This is a genomic window from Mesocryomonas fontinalis (assembly GCF_055730125.2).
In genome coordinates, this window is the sequence record NZ_JBUZWG020000001.1 from 1,068,414 (window position 1) to 1,083,488 (window position 15,075).

The following is a 15,075-nucleotide window of genomic DNA, read 5'->3' on the forward strand; positions in this document are numbered from 1 at the left end:
CACGTGGCGGAGCCGGGCCAAGGACAATCGGCGCTGATCGCGAACAGATGAAGGGCGCGGCCGGAGGGTCCCGCCGCGCCCAAGGCTCCACAACTGACCGGTTGCCTGCGTCCGGTTCAGGCGGCCTTGGCGGGGTCGAAGCCGGCGATCCACGCGGCGGCCGCGGCGATCTGCGGCTCGGCATTGTCCGGGCCCATGCCCTGCTTCTCGACGCGGACGAAGTCGACGTCGCGAAGCCCGATGAAGCCCAGCATGCCGCGCAGGTGCGGCTCCTGGTTATCGAAGATTTCCATTGGGGTGCCGGTGTAGGCGCCGCCGCGGGTCTCGATGACCACGACAGGCTTCGACGCGACGAGGCCCTTCGGCCCCTCGGCGGTGTAGGCGAAGGTCTCACCGGCCCGCAGCACATGGTCGAACCAGGCCTTCAGCGTCGAGGGGATGCCGAAATTGTACATTGGCACGCCCATCACGATGATGTCGGCCGCGTGCACCTCGGCGATCATCGTATTGGCGAGGTCGCGGATCGGATCGGCGCCTTCCTTCGGCGCGGCCCGGCCGATGCTGCCGAGCGTCGAGGACTGGACATGCGGCACCGGCGCGGCGTCGAGGTCGCGCTCGATCACGGCAACGCCCGGCTTGGCGGCAGCGAGGCGGGCGACCAGCTGGTCGACGAGCTTGCCGGAAACCGAGCTTGGCCCGTTCGCGCTGCTCTTGATGACGAGAATGCTCATGGTCGTGCCTTCTGGATCCTGCTTCGATGGGCTACAGATATCCAGCGGGATACGTTTCCGAAAGCCGTCATTTTCCTGCTTCGGTGTTGCTGTAAATGGAACGCTCTTCGGTCGACTTCCTCGACGTCCAGGCCTTCTCGGCCGTGGTCGAGACCGGCGGGTTTGCCCGCGCGGGCGAGCAACTCGGGGTTTCGAAGTCGATCGTGTCGCGGCGGGTGGCCAATCTCGAGCGGCAGCTTGGCGCGACGCTGCTGATCCGCGGTGCCAAGGGCACCACGCCGACCGATATCGGCAGCGACTATCACCGACGGGTCTCGGTGATCTTCGGCGACCTCGAAGCCGCGCACGAGGCAGTGGCGGCGGCGACCGCCGAGATCGCCGGCACGATTCGTATCGCCGCGCCGATCAGCTTCGGCGTCGACCATTTGGCGCCGGCACTGGCGATCTTTCTGAAGCGGCATCCGCGAGTTGACCTCGACCTCGCGCTCGACGATCGGCGCGTCGACCTCCTCACAGAGCCGTTCGACATGGCGGTGCGGATCGGCAAGTTGCCGGACTCCAGCCTGATCGCCCGCAAGCTCGCACCGGTCGCAGCCGTGCCGGTGGCCAGTCCCGCCTATCTCGCCGCCCGCGGAACGCCGCAGCGCCCGCGCGATCTCAGCGATCACGATCTGATGGTCTACACCAACACGGCACGTTCGACGGAGTGGCACTTTCGCCGTGGCAACGCCGCCGAGAGCGCGCGCGTCACCGGCCGGATTCGGGCGAACAACGGCGAGGCGCTGCGCGAGATGGCGCGGGCGGGGCTCGGCGTCGCCTTGCTGCCGACCTTCATCGTCTCCCCCGCGCTCGCCGACGGCAGCCTGGTCCCGCTGATCACCGACTGGTCGCCCGAGGAAGTCGGCGTCTACGCGGTGATGCCGCCCGGGCGTTCGATGACGGCCCGGGTCCGGGCGCTGGTCGACTTTCTCGCCGCCCATTTCGGCCCGGTGCCGACCTGGGATCCCTGCTGGGCGAAACGTCAGGAGATCTGCGAAGGCTCTGCGGGGGCCAGCGATGCGGCAGCGGAGCTTACGCCGCCTTGACCGTCGCCCGCACCACTGCCCGCACTGCTGGGGCGACCTCGGTGCCGTAAAGCCGGATGGTCTCCAGCACTTCGGCGTGCGGCATGCTGCCGACCGGCGTGTGCAGGAGGAAGCGGTCGATGCCGAGGTTCTCGCGCAGAAGGAGGATCTTGGCGACGACCTCGGCCGGGCTGCCGGCAAACAGCGCGCCGTTGGGGCTGCGGGCATTGTCGAAGCCGGCGCGGGAGTAGGGCGCCCAGCCGCGCTCGCGGCCGATCTTGTTCATCGCGATCGCCGTCGACGGGAAGAACAGTTCCGCGGCCCGCGCCGATGTGTCGGCAACGAAGCCGTGCGAGTGGACGGCGACTTTCAGGCTCTGCGGATCGTGCCCGGCGCGCGCTCCGGCCTCGCGATAGAGCCGTACCAGCGGCGCGAACTGCGCCGGGCTGCCGCCGATGATGGCGAGCGCCAGCGGCAGGCCGAGCGCACCCGCCCGCGCCGCCGAAGGCGCGTTGCCGCCGCTGGCGATCCAGACGGGCAGGGGGTGCTGAACCGGGCGCGGGTAGACGCCCCGCTCAACGATGGCCGGACGGTGACCGCCGCGCCAGGACACCACCTCGCGCTCGCGGATGGCGAGCAGGAGTTCGAGGTTTTCCGAATAGAGGTCGTCGTAGTCATCGAGGTTCTGCCCGAACAGCGGAAAGGATTCGATGAACGAGCCGCGCCCGGCCATGACCTCGGCGCGCCCGTTGGACAGCCCGTCGAGCGTCGCGAAGTTCTGGAACACCCGGACCGGATCGGCCGAGGAGAGCACCGTCACGGCGCTGGTAAGCCGGATGCGCGTCGTCCGCGTCGCGGCGGCGGCCAGCACGAGTTCCGGGGCCGACGAGGCGTAGTCCGGTCGGTGATGCTCGCCGAGACCGTAGACGTCGAGACCGATCGAGTCGGCGAGGACGATCTCCTCCACCACTTCGCGCAGCCGCTGCCCGTGGCTGGCGACGACTGAGGTGACCGGATCGGGTGTGGTTTCCGCGAACGAGCTGAGACCGAGTTCCATACTGCATCCTTTCGAGCTTCAGGCGGAATGATAGCCCATCGGCCGGAGATGTGATCGCCTCGATGGGCTGCCAAGCCGCGACGCACCGTCACCGGTTCGCATCGCGAAGCATCCCCGATCAGCCAAAACACGCGCCGCAAGGGTCGGCCGATGCCTTGTCCGCCGGCGCGTCTCCGGCTACGCCGGTCGCAGCGCACCCGCCGGCCGCCGTGAGGAAGCCTCTGCGCACCGCGGCGAACGCTGCTGCGCTTTATGACGGAGCCATCATGTCCTCGATCGCCATCCCCCGCTTTTCGCCGTGCCGCCGATGACTGCGCCGCTGGATTTCGACGTCGCGGTGATCGGCCTCGGCGCCATGGGCAGTGCGGCGATCGCCCATCTCGCCAGGCGCGGCCTGCGCACCGTCGGGTTCGAGGCGAACTTTCCGGCGCATGCGCAAGGCTCCTCGCATGGCGACAGCCGCATCATCCGCCTCGGCTACTTCGAAGGCGAGGCCTATGTCCCGCTGCTGAAACGCGCCTACGCCAACTGGCAGCGCCTCGCCGCGGAGACCGGGGCGCCGGTGCTGGAGATCAACGGCGTTCTGCAGATGGGCCAGCCGGACAGCCAGATCGTCTCCGGCACGCTGAAAGCCTGCGCCTTGCACGAACTGCCGCACGAGGTGCTGGACAAGGCGGCGATGGCGGCCCGCTATCCGATGTTCACGCTCGATGCAGGCGACGTCGCGGTGCTCGACCCGCAAGGCGGCTACCTCCGTCCCGAGGTTGCCGTCATGGCGCACCTGAAATTGGCGGCGGCGCACGGCGCGCTGCTGCGGCTCGGCGAGCGGGTGACCGCGATCGAGCCGGACGACGGCGGCGTGACGGTGGTTTCCGCACATTCGCGGGTCCGGGTGGGCAAGGTCGTCGTCGCCACCGGGCCGTGGATCGCCGAACTCGTGCCGGCACTCAAGGCCTATGCCACCCCCATCCGCCAGGTGGTGGCCTGGTATGGCCCGCGTGACGCGGCGATGGCGGGACCGCTGGCGGCAATGCCTTGCTTCATCCGGGACGAGGGCGAGGGCGGATCGTTCTTCGGCTTTCCGGCGCTCGGCGCTGCCGGCGTCAAGGTCGGCAAGCACGCGCACCTGTTCGAGCCGATCGATCCCGATGAGCCGAACCCGCCGATTGGGGATGCGGACCTTGCCGTAACCGACGGCTTCATCGCGAGGCGCCTCCCGCAGGTTGCGGGTCGCCGGCTCGATGCCGTCGTCTGCCGCTACACCATGCTGCCGGGCGAGGACTTCCTCATCGATACAGCGCCGGGCGATGCCCGCATCATCGTCGCGTCGCCTTGCTCGGGCCACGGCTTCAAGTTCGCCAGCGTCATCGGCGAAATCCTTGCCGATCTGGCTGAGAACGGCGCCACGGCGCTGCCGATCGACATGTTCTCTTTCAAGGCGTTACAGGCGAAGGCGGAATCAGTTTCCCGGTCCGTTGAGCCGATGCCTTAACGCTGGATGCGGGCGCCATTGCGCACGCCAGCATGCCGTAGACCCGGGGGGTCGGGCCGCGCCTCAGTCCGAATAGCGCTCCTCGTTCCAAGGATCGCCGCGGCGGTGATAGCCGCGAACCTCCCAGTAACCGAGATGCTCCTCGGTCTGGAACGTGATGCGCTTCAGCCATTTGGCGCTCTTCCAGAGATAGAGATGCGGCACGATGAGCCGCGCAGGACCGCCATGCGCCGCAGTCAGCGGCTGCCCCTCCCAGGCCTGCGCCAGCAGCGCGCCCTCGGCGGCGAAGTCGGCCAGCGTCAGATTGGTGGTGTAGCCGTCATCCGATTTCAGCGTGACGAAGGCGGCCTCGGGCGTCGGCCCCACGGCGGCAAGAAGGTCCTGCGTCGTCACCCCCCGCCAGTGGTTGTCGTAGCGCGACCAGGTCGTCACGCAGTGGATGTCGGAGACGCTTTCGCTCTGATCCTGGTCGGTGAAGTCGGTCCAGTTCCAGCGAAGCGGCCGCTCGACGGCGCCGTCGATGGTCAGCGACCATTCCTCGGTCGCGATCTCCGGCTGGATGCCGAGGTCGAGCACCGGCCAGTTGGTGACGAGGTGCTGGCCCGGCGGCAGGCGCTCGGTCTCGGGCCGGGCGTGCCGGCCGGTGAGAAAGCGGCCCTCCTCGGCCCAGCGCTTCTTGCTGCGGGTGAGCTTGCTCTCTGGGCTTTCGCTTTCGTCCACCATGCCGGGTCCTCGTTCTCGCGCCGTTCGTCAGCCAATAGCGGCAGATGGCACCGCCGGTGTCCATCGGCAATGCGCGGCGACGCGGACGCCGCCTGCGTCCTTAGCCATCCCGCGACAATTCTCGCCGCACCGCGGGCGTTGACGCTAGGGTGGCGCGGGGCCCTGCCGCGTCCCGGTCGCCGCAGCTCTCAGAGCCAGTGTTGCTCCGGAAAACGGCATGAAAGGAGACGGCATGGAACAGATCTCGCATGCCACGCCGCCGAACTCTGCGCCTGCCACGGCGGCGGACGACGCCACGGCGTCCCCGCCGGGGAAGCGCTTCGACTGGGTCGACGTCGCGAAGGGCTTCTGCATCATCATGGTGGTGATGATGCACTCGACGCTCGGCGTCGAGAAGGCGGTGGGCGAGACGAGCTGGATGGGCGCGGTGGTCGAGTTCGCCCGGCCTTTCCGCATGCCGGACTTCTTCCTGATTTCCGGCCTCTTCCTGTCCCGGGTGATCGACCGCGACTGGCGCAGCTTCCTCGACCGGCGCGTCGTGCATTTCCTCTATTTCTACCTGCTGTGGCTGACCATCCAGTTCGCCTTCAAGGGGCCGGGCATGGCCATGGAGGAGGGCGTCGGCGCCATGCTCCAGGCCTATCTGCTGGCGATCTTCGTCGAGCCGTTCGGCACCCTCTGGTTCATCTGGATGTTGCCGGTCTTTGCCGTTGTCGTCAGGCTGGCGCGCAACGTGCCGGTGCCGTTGATGCTGCTCGCCGGCGCGATCCTCGAAATCGCTCCGATCAGCACTGGGCATGTCGCGATCGACGAGTTCTGCGAGCGGTTCGTCTACTTTTATGCCGGCTACGCTCTGGCCGGCCAGATCTTTGCGGTGGCAGAGTGGTCCGGCACGCACAAGAAGGCTGCCCTGATCGCGCTGTTGATCTGGGGCGTAGTCGAACTGTCAGCGGTTCTGTCCGGCTGGAGCGCGGCGCCCGGCATCTCGCTGGCGCTCGGCGTCGCCGGGGCTCTGGCGGTGATCGTGTTTGCGACGCTGCTCGTCGGAGTGCCGCATGCCGGGCCGGCACTGCGCTTTCTCGGCGAGCATTCGATCGTCGTCTATCTCGCCTTCTTCCTGCCGATGGCGGTGGTCCGCACGGCACTGCTGAAGACCGGGATCATTTCCGACATCGGTCTCGTCTCGCTGATCACCACCGTCGCATCGGTGCTGGTGCCGCTGCTGATCTGGCACGCCAGCCGGCGGCTCGGCTGGACCTTCCTGTTCGAGCGGCCGGCCTGGGCCCGTCTCGCGCAGGAGAGGCCGATCATGGGGCGGTCATCGGCCTCCGGCGCGTCCTCGGCGTGAACGGGCCGGCCGGGCGGTAGGCCATCGCCTCCCACCTCGGGAGCGGAGCGCGTCAAGCGCAGGGTGTTGCAGGCGCAAAGCATTGAGGGCGCAGAGCGCTGTGGGCGCAAAGCATTGCGAGCGCTGGCCGTCACACGCCCTCTACAGAGCAAGGGTAACGTTGCGCCATGGTGACGGTACCGGTGAAAATCCGGTACTGCAGCCGCCGGACGGACCACCCTCGCGACAAGTTTAGGGATTTTTCAAATCGCGGATGCTAAGGCCTGACGATGGAAGCATTTTTCGCCGATCTGACGCAGCTCCTGAAAGACAACCAGATGTGGGCGGGTCCCATCGTCGGGCTGATTTCCTTCGGAGAATCCCTGGTGATCGTCGGGCTGCTGATTCCGGCGACAGCGGTCATGGTCGTCATCGGCGGACTGCTCGGGGCCGGCGTCGTTACGCCCGTTCCGGTGCTCCTCGGCGCCGTCGTCGGTGCTGTCCTCGGCGACATCGTCTCCTACTTCCTCGGCCGTTGGCTCGGACCCAGCATCGTCCACAAATGGCCGCTCAACCGCTATCGCCATTCCGTCGCCAAGACCCGGCTGTTCTTCCGCAAATACGGCTTCGCCTCGGTCTTCATCGGCCGCTTCCTCGGCCCGATCCGCTCGACCGTTCCGCTGGTCGCGGGGATGATGGCGATGGAGCAGAAACGCTTCCAGATCGCCAACGTCCTGTCGGCCTGCGTCTGGGCGCCGGTGATGCTCGCGCCGGGCTGGCTCGCGGGCCGCGGCATGATGGAGTTCGACGGTCTGACCGAGATGCACATCCTCGGCCTGATCGGCCTGATCCTGCTGGCGACCGCCGTCGGCACCTACTTCGGCACCCGCCGCCTCAATACCCGCCGGCCGGGCCGGGTGCGGGTGATCAAGATGCCGCCGGTCGTCTGAAGCCAGGCCGCTGAACAGGGCCGAGCCGCAGCCCGCCCCAATATCAAGCGCCGGGCGCGGTCACTTCAGTATGAGAAGCGCGGGCCGGCGCTGCACGCGCGGCTCAGCTTTGCGGCTCGTCCGAAACACCGCGCGCGGCGGCGATGGCGGTGGCGCATTCCGGGGTTGCCCGGGTGAGGATCTCCTCGGGCGGGGTCATGCCGCTCCAGATGCCGACGACGTTCGTCGCCGCCCACCAGGGATCCTCGCCGGCCTGACGGATCAGCACCGGGGTCGCGCCGGTGACGCAGCGGGAGATGCCGGAGACCGTCGCGGGCGACAGGTTGCCGAAACGCTCACCCATCTCCGCCCGCAGCGGATCGATGAGAAAGAACGAGATCAAGGCGACGAAGAAGGCTTCCATGGTTTCCATCCGGGAAGGTGTCCGACATCACGAGCGGAGGCTCGCCAGAGGGGCCCGGACAGGGTCCTGACCGAGATAGGGATGCGGATCGACCCGAACAAGCGCCTTCATCCCGATAGGGCCGCGCCGCCTTGGCCGGCGGCGCCCAATTCCACAGGGTCCCGAGGCGGCCCGCCCCGCGACGAAGCCGCCCATCGATAGGCCGTTGACGATGGCCTCCAATCCGCGCAATCTCCGGCCATCGGGGAAGGCCGTTCCGGACGTCGAACTGCAGTCAGCAGCGGCCGTCGTGTGCTGCCTTCTCCACCTTCGCCGTAGGCGCCATATGACCCGTGAAGGGCGAGGGGCAACGGCCTGAACACCCGCCGCAGGATGGCGGCGTGCGCAAGGCGCAACGATCCCGGGAGGATAGAATGTTCCAGCAGGCACTCGACCAGGTCTCCAAGAAGGTCCTGATCCGCGAGCAGTACGACAACTTCATCGGCGGCAAGTGGGTCGCGCCCTCCGACGGGCGCTACTTCGACAATCCGAGCCCTGTCACCGGCAAGCTCCTCTGCAAGGTCGCGCGCTCCAGCGCCGCCGATATCGAGCTGGCGCTCGACGCCGCGCACAAGGCGAAGGACGCCTGGGGGTCGACCTCGGTCGCCGAGCGCTCGCGCATGCTGAACCGCATCGCCGACCGGATCGAGGAAAACCTCGACCTCCTCGCCATGGTCGAGACGCTCGACAACGGCAAGCCGATCCGCGAGACGACGCATGCCGATCTGCCGCTGGCGGTCGACCATTTCCGCTATTTCGCCGGCGCGATCCGGGCGCAGGAGGGCGGCATCTCCGAGATCGACAAGGATACCGTCGCCTACCATTTCCACGAGCCGCTGGGCGTCGTCGGCCAGATCATCCCGTGGAACTTCCCGTTGCTGATGGCGATCTGGAAGCTCGCCCCGGCGCTCGCCGCCGGCAACTGCATCGTCCTGAAGCCTGCCGAGCAGACCCCGCTCGCGATCCTCGTGCTGATGGAAATCCTCGGCGACATCATCCCCGAGGGCGTGGTCAACGTCGTCAACGGCTTTGGCGTCGAGGCCGGCAAGCCGCTGGCACAGTCGACCCGCATCGCCAAGATCGCCTTCACCGGCGAGACGACGACGGGCCGCCTGATCATGCAGTACGCCTCGGAAAACCTCATCCCGATGACGCTGGAGCTCGGCGGCAAGTCGCCGAACATCTTCTTCGCCGACGTGATGGACGAGGATGACGACTTCTTCGACAAGGCGCTCGAGGGTTTTGCGATGTTCGCGCTGAACCAAGGCGAAGTCTGCACCTGCCCCAGCCGCGCGCTGGTGCATGAGTCGATCTACGACAAGTTCATGGAGCGGGCGGTTGCCCGGGTGAAGGCGATCAAGCAGGGCCATCCGCTGGATCCCTCGACCATGATCGGCGCCCAGGCCTCGAACGACCAGCTGGAGAAGATCCTCTCCTACTTCGACATCGGCCGCCAGGAGGGCGCCGAGGTGCTCACCGGTGGCCACCGTGCCAACCTCGAGGGTGAGCTGTCGGGCGGTTACTACGTCGAGCCGACGATCTTCGCCGGCCACAACAAGATGCGCGTCTTCCAGGAGGAGATCTTCGGCCCGGTGGTGTCCGTGACGAAGTTCAAGGACGATGCGGATGCGATGGCGATCGCCAACGACACGCTCTACGGCCTCGGCGCCGGCGTCTGGACCCGCAACGGCACGCGCGCCTACCGGTTCGGCCGCGGCATCCAGGCCGGCCGCGTCTGGACCAACTGCTACCATGCCTATCCCGCGCACGCGGCCTTCGGTGGCTACAAGCAGTCCGGCATCGGCCGCGAGAACCACAAGATGATGCTCGACCACTACCAGCAGACCAAGAACATGCTGGTCAGCTACTCGCCGAAGGCGCTCGGCTTCTTCTGAAGCAGCCCGGCGTACGGCACAAAAGCATCGGCGGCGGGAGCGATCCCACCGCCGATGCCGGTTTGAAAGGAGACGAGAATGGTCGAGCGTGTCACCATCACCGAGGCGGCGAGCGCCATGGTCCGCCAGCTGCAGGCCGCGCACGGGCCGCTGATCTTCCACCAGTCCGGCGGCTGCTGCGACGGCTCTGCACCGATGTGCTACCCGAAAGGCGATTTCCGGACCGGCGGTCAGGACGTGCTGCTCGGCGAGATCGACGGCTGCGACTTCTTCATGGGGGCCGCGCAGTTCGACTACTGGAAGCATACCGCTCTCATCATCGACATCGTGCCCGGCCGCGGTTCGGGCTTCTCGCTGGAGGCGCCGGAGGGCGTGCGCTTCCTGACGCGCTCGCGGCTGTTCACCGACGCAGAGAATGCCGAGCTCGACGCTGCCGGTCCGCCCGCGCGGGGCGGCTGAGCGTTCTCCCGCCGGGCTCTTCCGTGCCCTTCGGGCGGGCGCCTGTCCGGCTGTTGCCAAGCGCGGCCCGACCACCCTATAGACCGCGGCGTCCGCAGCATTCGTGGAAGGCCGCGACACTCCGCACCGAGGGTGGCGCGACCCTGGTCCACCCGCCGCTCCCTCTCCTGAAGGCGACTTGCCCTTGAGCCTCTCTTGAACCCTTCCAGCGATGGCGCCCCGACGATGACGCTGCCGGCGCTCGGCTGGTCGAATTTCTACGCCGAGCAGGTGACGGCGGAGGAGGCGGGTTTCGAGCCCCGCCGGATCGCCACCGTCCACCGCTCCCGCCTGACCGCGATCTCGCAGTCTGGCCCTACGCGGCTGGTGCTGCCTGCCAATACCCAGACCGGCGATTTCGCCGTGGGCGACTGGGTGCTTGCCGATCCGCGGACGGACCAGCTGCACCGCCGGCTCGGCCGGCTGAGCGTCCTGTCGCGCCGCATCGAGGGCGTCGTCAGCCCGCAGCTTGCTGCCGCCAACGTCGACACGCTGTTCATCGTCACCTCCTGCAATGCGGATTTCAATCCGGCGCGGCTCGAGCGCTATCTGGCGCTGGCTAACCAGGCCGGCACGGATCCGGTGATCCTCCTGACCAAGGCCGACATGGCCGAGGATCCTCAATCCTATTTCGACCAGGCGACAGCCCTGCAGCGTGATTTGCCGGTGCTGATCGTCAACCCGCGCGCCGACGACGCCGGCGCGGCGCTGGCGCCCTGGTGCGGACCGGGGCGAACGGTTGCGCTGGTCGGCTCCTCCGGCGTCGGCAAGTCGACGCTGGTCAATTCGCTCGCGGGTCTCGAGCCGGCCGAGGCGCAGCTGACCGGCGGCGTGCGCGAGAGCGACGCCAAGGGGCGGCACACCACGACCTCGCGCTCGCTGCATGCCATCGCCGGCGGGGGCTGGGTGATCGACACGCCGGGCATGCGCACGCTGCATGTCAGCGACGCCGCCGAGGGCATCGACACGCTGTTTGCCGAGATCACCGAACTCGCGCCGCTCTGCCGCTTCCGCGACTGCACCCATGCGCACGAGCCGGGCTGTGCCGTGCGGGCGGCGGTCGAGGCCGGCACGCTCGACCCGGATCGCCTGGCGCGCTGGCGCAAGCTGCAGGACGAGAACCGCGGCAATACCAAGGTGCAGACCGGTCCGCGCGGCAACAAGGGCGCGGGCTACGTCAAGAAGCGCTGACCCGCCGTTCATCCGCCCGCCGCCGCGCGCACCGCCAGCCCGCCCTTCCGAAACCGCCGATGTCGCCTACCTCCTCTCCCGAACGGTCGGCTCTCCCGAATGGTCGGCGGTGAACGAGGAGACACGGACATGCAACAGGTGACGCTGCCCGGCGGCGAAACGGTCCCGGCCCTCGGGCAAGGGACCTGGATGATGGGCGAAAGCGCGGGACGCCGGGCCGACGAGATCGCCGCCCTGCGCCGCGGTATCGACCTCGGCATGACGCTGATCGACACGGCCGAGATGTACGGCGATGGCGCCTCGGAGGAACTGGTGCGCGAGGCGGTGGGGCCGCGGCGCGACGAGATATTCCTCGTCACCAAGGCCTATCCGCAGAACGCCTCGCGCGACCGGTTGCCCGAGGCGTGCGACCGCAGCCTGAAGCGCCTCGGTACCGACCGCATCGATCTCTACCTCCTGCACTGGCGCGGCGGCGTGCCGCTGGCCGAGACGGTGGCGGCGATGAAGGCGCTGCAGGCGGCCGGCAAGATCCGCCACTGGGGCGTCAGCAATCTCGACGGCGACGACATGGCCGAGCTCGTGGACGCTGGCGGCGGCGACTGCGCCACCGACCAGATCCTCTACAATCTCACGCGCCGGGGGCCGGAATTCGACCTGCTGCCCTGGCTCGACAGCCGGTCGATCCCGGTCATGGCCTATAGCCCGGTCGAACAAGGTCGGCTGATCCGGCACAAGGGGCTGGGGGAGGTCGCCGCACGGCTGGAGGCGACGCCGGCGCAGGTCGCCCTAGCCTGGCTGCTGCGGCGGCAAAACCTCATCGCTATCCCGAAGGCCAGCACGCCGGCGCATGTCGAGGACAATGCCCGCGCCCGCGATCTCGCGCTCTCACCGGACGACCTCGAGCATCTCGACGCCGCCTTTCCGCCGCCGCGCAAGGCGGTGCCGCTGGAGATGCTCTAGCCCCGGTGGGGAGCGCCGCGCCTTTGTGGAGCTTACGGTGTCCGAAAGCTCCCGGCGCGCGGCGGTGCTAGTCACGCGCCGTCAGTTCCAGCCGCTGCCCGACCAGGTCCGCGAGGACCGCGGGCGGCTCGCGGCAGTCGAGGGTGATGACGTTCTCGCTGGAGGGTGAGGGCACTTCGAGCGTCGCCAGCTGGCTGTCGAGGAGGGAGCTCGGCATGTAGTGGCCCTTGCGCTGCGCCAGCCGCGCCGCGATGACCTCGCGGCTCCCGTCGAGGAACGCGAAGAGCAGGCCGGGACACGCGTCGGCGAGCTTCCGGCGGTAGCTCTCCTTCAGCGCCGAGCAGGCCAGCACCGTTGCCTCGCCCGTCGCTGCGGACTGTGCGAGGCGCTCGGCCAGCCGGTCGAGCCAGGGCCAGCGCTCCGCATCGGTCAGGGGAATGCCGGCGCGCATCTTGGCGACGTTCTCCGGCGGGTGGAAATCGTCGGCATCGAGGAAGGTGAAGCCGTAGCGGTCCTTGATCGCAAGGCCGAGCGTCGACTTGCCGGTGCCCGACACGCCCATCACCACGACCACCGGCAGGGGCCTCGCCGGACCGGAAGTGTTGCTCATTGGATAGGCTCTGGCAACGCCGCGCGGGAAGCCGGCGATCGGAACATCATGCGCATTTGGGTTCCTCCAGAGGGGGCGGATCGGCGTGTCAGAGGGTCGCGAGCACGCCACCGTCGACGTAGAGGATCTGCCCGTTGACGAAGTTCGAGGCGTCGGAGGCGAGGAAGATCGCTGCGCCCTGCAACTCCTCGACCTTGCCCCAGCGGCCGGCGGGCGTCCTCGTCTTCAGCCATTTGTCGAAGTCGGGGTCCGCCATCAGCGCCTGGTTCAGCGGCGTCTCGAAATAGCCGGGACCGATGGCGTTGATCTGCAGCCCGTGCCGCGCCCAGTCCGTGCACATGCCCTTGGTCAGGTTGTTCACCGCGCCCTTGGTGGCGGTGTACGGCGCGATGGAGTAGCGGGCGGCGGCGCTCTGGAGACTGGCGATGTTGATGATCTTGCCGCGGCCGCGGCCGATCATGTGCCGCGCGACCGCCTGGCCGACATAGAAGACCGAGTCGACATTGGCGCGCATGATCTCGTGCCAGGTCTCGGTCGGATAATCCTCCAACGGCGCCCGGCGCTGGATGCCGGCATTGTTGACGAGGATGTCGATCGGACCGACCGCCGCCTCGATGCCGTCGACCCCGGCGCGGACGGCGTCGACCTCGGTGACGTCGAAGCTGGCGATCGAGGTCTGGATGCCGTCGGCCTCGAGGCGCTCGGCGGCGGCTTCGAGCTTGGCCTCGTCGCGGCCGTTGAGGACGACATGCGCGCCCGCCTTGCCGAGACCTTCGGCGAGCGCGAAGCCGATGCCCTGGCCGGAGCCGGTGACGAGGGCGGTGCGGCCGGTGAGATCGAACAGTTTCAACGACATCCCGGCGTTCCCCTCGCAGCCGCGGGCGCCATGCGCCGGACCGTCTTTCCGCTTTTCCGCGTGCTATTCCATGTTATCCCTGGCATCGCAAGCCGGCGGAACGCCGGGCGAGATCTGGGGAACCTGCCGAATGCGTGCTGCCGTCATCCATGCCGCCAAGGACCTTCGCATCGACGAGCGGGAGGCGGCAGCGGCCGGGCCGGGCGACGTCCTTGTCCGCTTCGGCGCCGGCGGCATCTGCGGGTCCGATCTGTCCTACTGGGGCAAGGGACGCGTCGGCGACTTCGCGCTGCGCGAGCCGCTGGTGCTGGGCCACGAGATCTCCGGCGAGGTGATCGCGCTGGGCGACGGCGTCTCCGGCCTCGCGATCGGCCAGCGCGTTGCGGTCAATCCGAGCCGGCCATGCCTCCGCTGCGACTACTGCCGGGCCGGGCGCGGCAATCTCTGCCGCAACATGCGCTTCTTCGGCTCGGCGGCGATCTTTCCGCACGTCCAGGGCGCCTTCTCCGAAACCTTCGTCTGCCGCGCCGACCAGGCGGTGCCGGTGCCCGCGACCATGTCCTTCGCCAAGGCGGCGCTCGCCGAGCCGCTGGCGGTCGCGCTGCACGGCGTCCGCCGTGCCGGGGAACTCCTCGGCAAGCGCGTCGTGATCGCCGGCGCCGGCCCGATCGGCATGCTGGTGGCGCTGGCGGTGCGGCGCGCCGGTGCGAGCTTCATCGCCATCACCGACCTCGTCGACCAGCCTCTCGCGCTGGCGCTCCGTGCCGGTGTTGACGAGACGATCAACGTCGGCACGCAGCCCGAGCAGCTGGCCGCCTACGAGGCCGACAAGGGCTTCTTCGACGTGGCGCTGGAGGCGACCGGCTCGCCGCTGGCGCTGTCCTCGCTGTTCAGGGTCGTGCGGCCGGGCGGTCGGGTGGTGCAGCTCGGCATGATGCCGCCGGGCGAGATCCCGCTGCCGGCGAACCTCCTGATGGCGCGCGAGATCGATTTCGTCGGCGCCTTCCGCTTCGCCGAGGAGTTCCATACCGCCGTCGACTGGCTGGCACGCGATCTCGTCGATGTCGCGCCGGTGATGTCGGTCGAACTGCCGATGGAGCGCCTCAGCGAGGCCTTCGAACTTGCCGCCGACCGCCGCCGGGCGATTAAAGTGCATCTGCACTTCTAGCCGGAGACCGGACCAGACGCCGCTGGACAGACCAGCCCGGCCAGTGACACCGTCCCGCGACAAGGCCACCACCTGCGGCAGGATCGCCTGCCGGTGGAGGGGAGGCGATCT

The 15,075-nt window shown here is 68.5% G+C and carries 15 protein-coding genes; 9 read left to right on the forward strand and 6 right to left on the reverse strand.

The window, feature by feature from the left end; translation table 11 throughout:
* Nucleotides 1-116 precede the first annotated feature (116 nt).
* Nucleotides 117-731, reverse strand: a complete 615-nt coding sequence (locus ACZL02_RS04895) for an FMN-dependent NADH-azoreductase (protein ID WP_472939037.1) — start codon at nucleotides 729-731, stop codon at nucleotides 117-119.
* Nucleotides 732-826: 95 nt separating this feature from the next.
* Between ACZL02_RS04895 and ACZL02_RS04900 the strand changes: the two genes are divergently transcribed.
* Nucleotides 827-1,816: a LysR family transcriptional regulator gene (locus tag ACZL02_RS04900; protein ID WP_472939038.1), complete on the forward strand. Its 990-nt coding sequence runs from the start codon at nucleotides 827-829 to the stop codon at nucleotides 1,814-1,816.
* Here the strand turns inward: ACZL02_RS04900 and ACZL02_RS04905 are convergent.
* On the reverse strand, nucleotides 1,803-2,852 hold the full coding sequence (locus ACZL02_RS04905; RefSeq protein WP_472939039.1) for an LLM class flavin-dependent oxidoreductase: 1,050 nt from the start codon (nucleotides 2,850-2,852) through the stop codon (nucleotides 1,803-1,805). The genes ACZL02_RS04900 and ACZL02_RS04905 overlap by 14 nt on opposite strands.
* A gap of 307 nt (nucleotides 2,853-3,159) precedes the next feature.
* Between ACZL02_RS04905 and solA the strand changes: the two genes are divergently transcribed.
* The gene (gene solA, locus ACZL02_RS04910) at nucleotides 3,160-4,344 is read left to right on the forward strand and encodes an N-methyl-L-tryptophan oxidase (protein WP_472939040.1); all 1,185 of its coding nucleotides are present in this window, start codon (nucleotides 3,160-3,162) and stop codon (nucleotides 4,342-4,344) included.
* A gap of 63 nt (nucleotides 4,345-4,407) precedes the next feature.
* Here the strand turns inward: solA and ACZL02_RS04915 are convergent, their stop codons facing one another.
* Nucleotides 4,408-5,067 (reverse strand): sulfite oxidase-like oxidoreductase, encoded by a 660-nt coding sequence (locus tag ACZL02_RS04915; RefSeq protein WP_472939041.1) that lies wholly within the window; start codon nucleotides 5,065-5,067, stop codon nucleotides 4,408-4,410.
* A 232-nt stretch (nucleotides 5,068-5,299) separates the two neighbouring features.
* Between ACZL02_RS04915 and ACZL02_RS04920 the strand changes: the two genes are divergently transcribed.
* Together ACZL02_RS04920 and ACZL02_RS04925 are read left to right on the forward strand one after the other, a co-directional pair.
* A complete protein-coding gene (locus tag ACZL02_RS04920; protein ID WP_472939042.1) occupies nucleotides 5,300-6,415 on the forward strand; it encodes an acyltransferase family protein in 1,116 nt (371 codons plus the stop codon).
* A gap of 269 nt (nucleotides 6,416-6,684) precedes the next feature.
* Nucleotides 6,685-7,344, forward strand: a complete 660-nt coding sequence (locus tag ACZL02_RS04925; RefSeq protein WP_472939043.1) for a DedA family protein — start codon at nucleotides 6,685-6,687, stop codon at nucleotides 7,342-7,344.
* A 103-nt stretch (nucleotides 7,345-7,447) separates the two neighbouring features.
* Here the strand turns inward: ACZL02_RS04925 and ACZL02_RS04930 are convergent, their stop codons facing one another.
* Nucleotides 7,448-7,747 carry a hypothetical protein gene (locus ACZL02_RS04930; RefSeq protein ID WP_472939044.1) on the reverse strand — a complete coding sequence of 100 codons (300 nt, stop codon included), beginning with the start codon at nucleotides 7,745-7,747 and terminating at the stop codon, nucleotides 7,448-7,450.
* A 413-nt stretch (nucleotides 7,748-8,160) separates the two neighbouring features.
* Between ACZL02_RS04930 and adh the strand changes: the two genes are divergently transcribed.
* The 4 genes from adh to ACZL02_RS04950 all read left to right on the forward strand — a co-directional run bounded on the left by adh (nucleotide 8,161) and on the right by ACZL02_RS04950 (nucleotide 12,330).
* Nucleotides 8,161-9,681: an aldehyde dehydrogenase gene (gene adh, locus ACZL02_RS04935; protein WP_472939045.1), complete on the forward strand. Its 1,521-nt coding sequence runs from the start codon at nucleotides 8,161-8,163 to the stop codon at nucleotides 9,679-9,681.
* Nucleotides 9,682-9,759: 78 nt separating this feature from the next.
* Entirely contained in the window at nucleotides 9,760-10,140 is a 381-nt protein-coding gene (locus ACZL02_RS04940; RefSeq protein ID WP_472931749.1) for a DUF779 domain-containing protein, read from the forward strand.
* Between the two features lie 225 nt (nucleotides 10,141-10,365).
* Nucleotides 10,366-11,370 (forward strand): ribosome small subunit-dependent GTPase A, encoded by a 1,005-nt coding sequence (rsgA, locus tag ACZL02_RS04945; RefSeq protein WP_472939115.1) that lies wholly within the window; start codon nucleotides 10,366-10,368, stop codon nucleotides 11,368-11,370.
* Nucleotides 11,371-11,499: 129 nt separating this feature from the next.
* Nucleotides 11,500-12,330: an aldo/keto reductase gene (locus tag ACZL02_RS04950; RefSeq protein ID WP_472939046.1), complete on the forward strand. Its 831-nt coding sequence runs from the start codon at nucleotides 11,500-11,502 to the stop codon at nucleotides 12,328-12,330.
* 67 nt (nucleotides 12,331-12,397) lie between these two features.
* On the opposite strand, the gene ACZL02_RS04955 is transcribed toward ACZL02_RS04950, so the two are convergent.
* Nucleotides 12,398-12,940: a gluconokinase gene (locus ACZL02_RS04955; protein ID WP_472939047.1), complete on the reverse strand. Its 543-nt coding sequence runs from the start codon at nucleotides 12,938-12,940 to the stop codon at nucleotides 12,398-12,400.
* Between the two features lie 88 nt (nucleotides 12,941-13,028).
* Entirely contained in the window at nucleotides 13,029-13,796 is a 768-nt protein-coding gene (locus ACZL02_RS04960; RefSeq protein ID WP_472939048.1) for an SDR family oxidoreductase, read from the reverse strand.
* Between the two features lie 130 nt (nucleotides 13,797-13,926).
* Here ACZL02_RS04960 and ACZL02_RS04965 point away from each other — a divergent pair, with 130 nt between their 5' ends.
* Nucleotides 13,927-14,964 carry an L-idonate 5-dehydrogenase gene (locus tag ACZL02_RS04965; protein WP_472939049.1) on the forward strand — a complete coding sequence of 346 codons (1,038 nt, stop codon included), beginning with the start codon at nucleotides 13,927-13,929 and terminating at the stop codon, nucleotides 14,962-14,964.
* The last annotated feature ends 111 nt before the right edge of the window (nucleotides 14,965-15,075 follow it).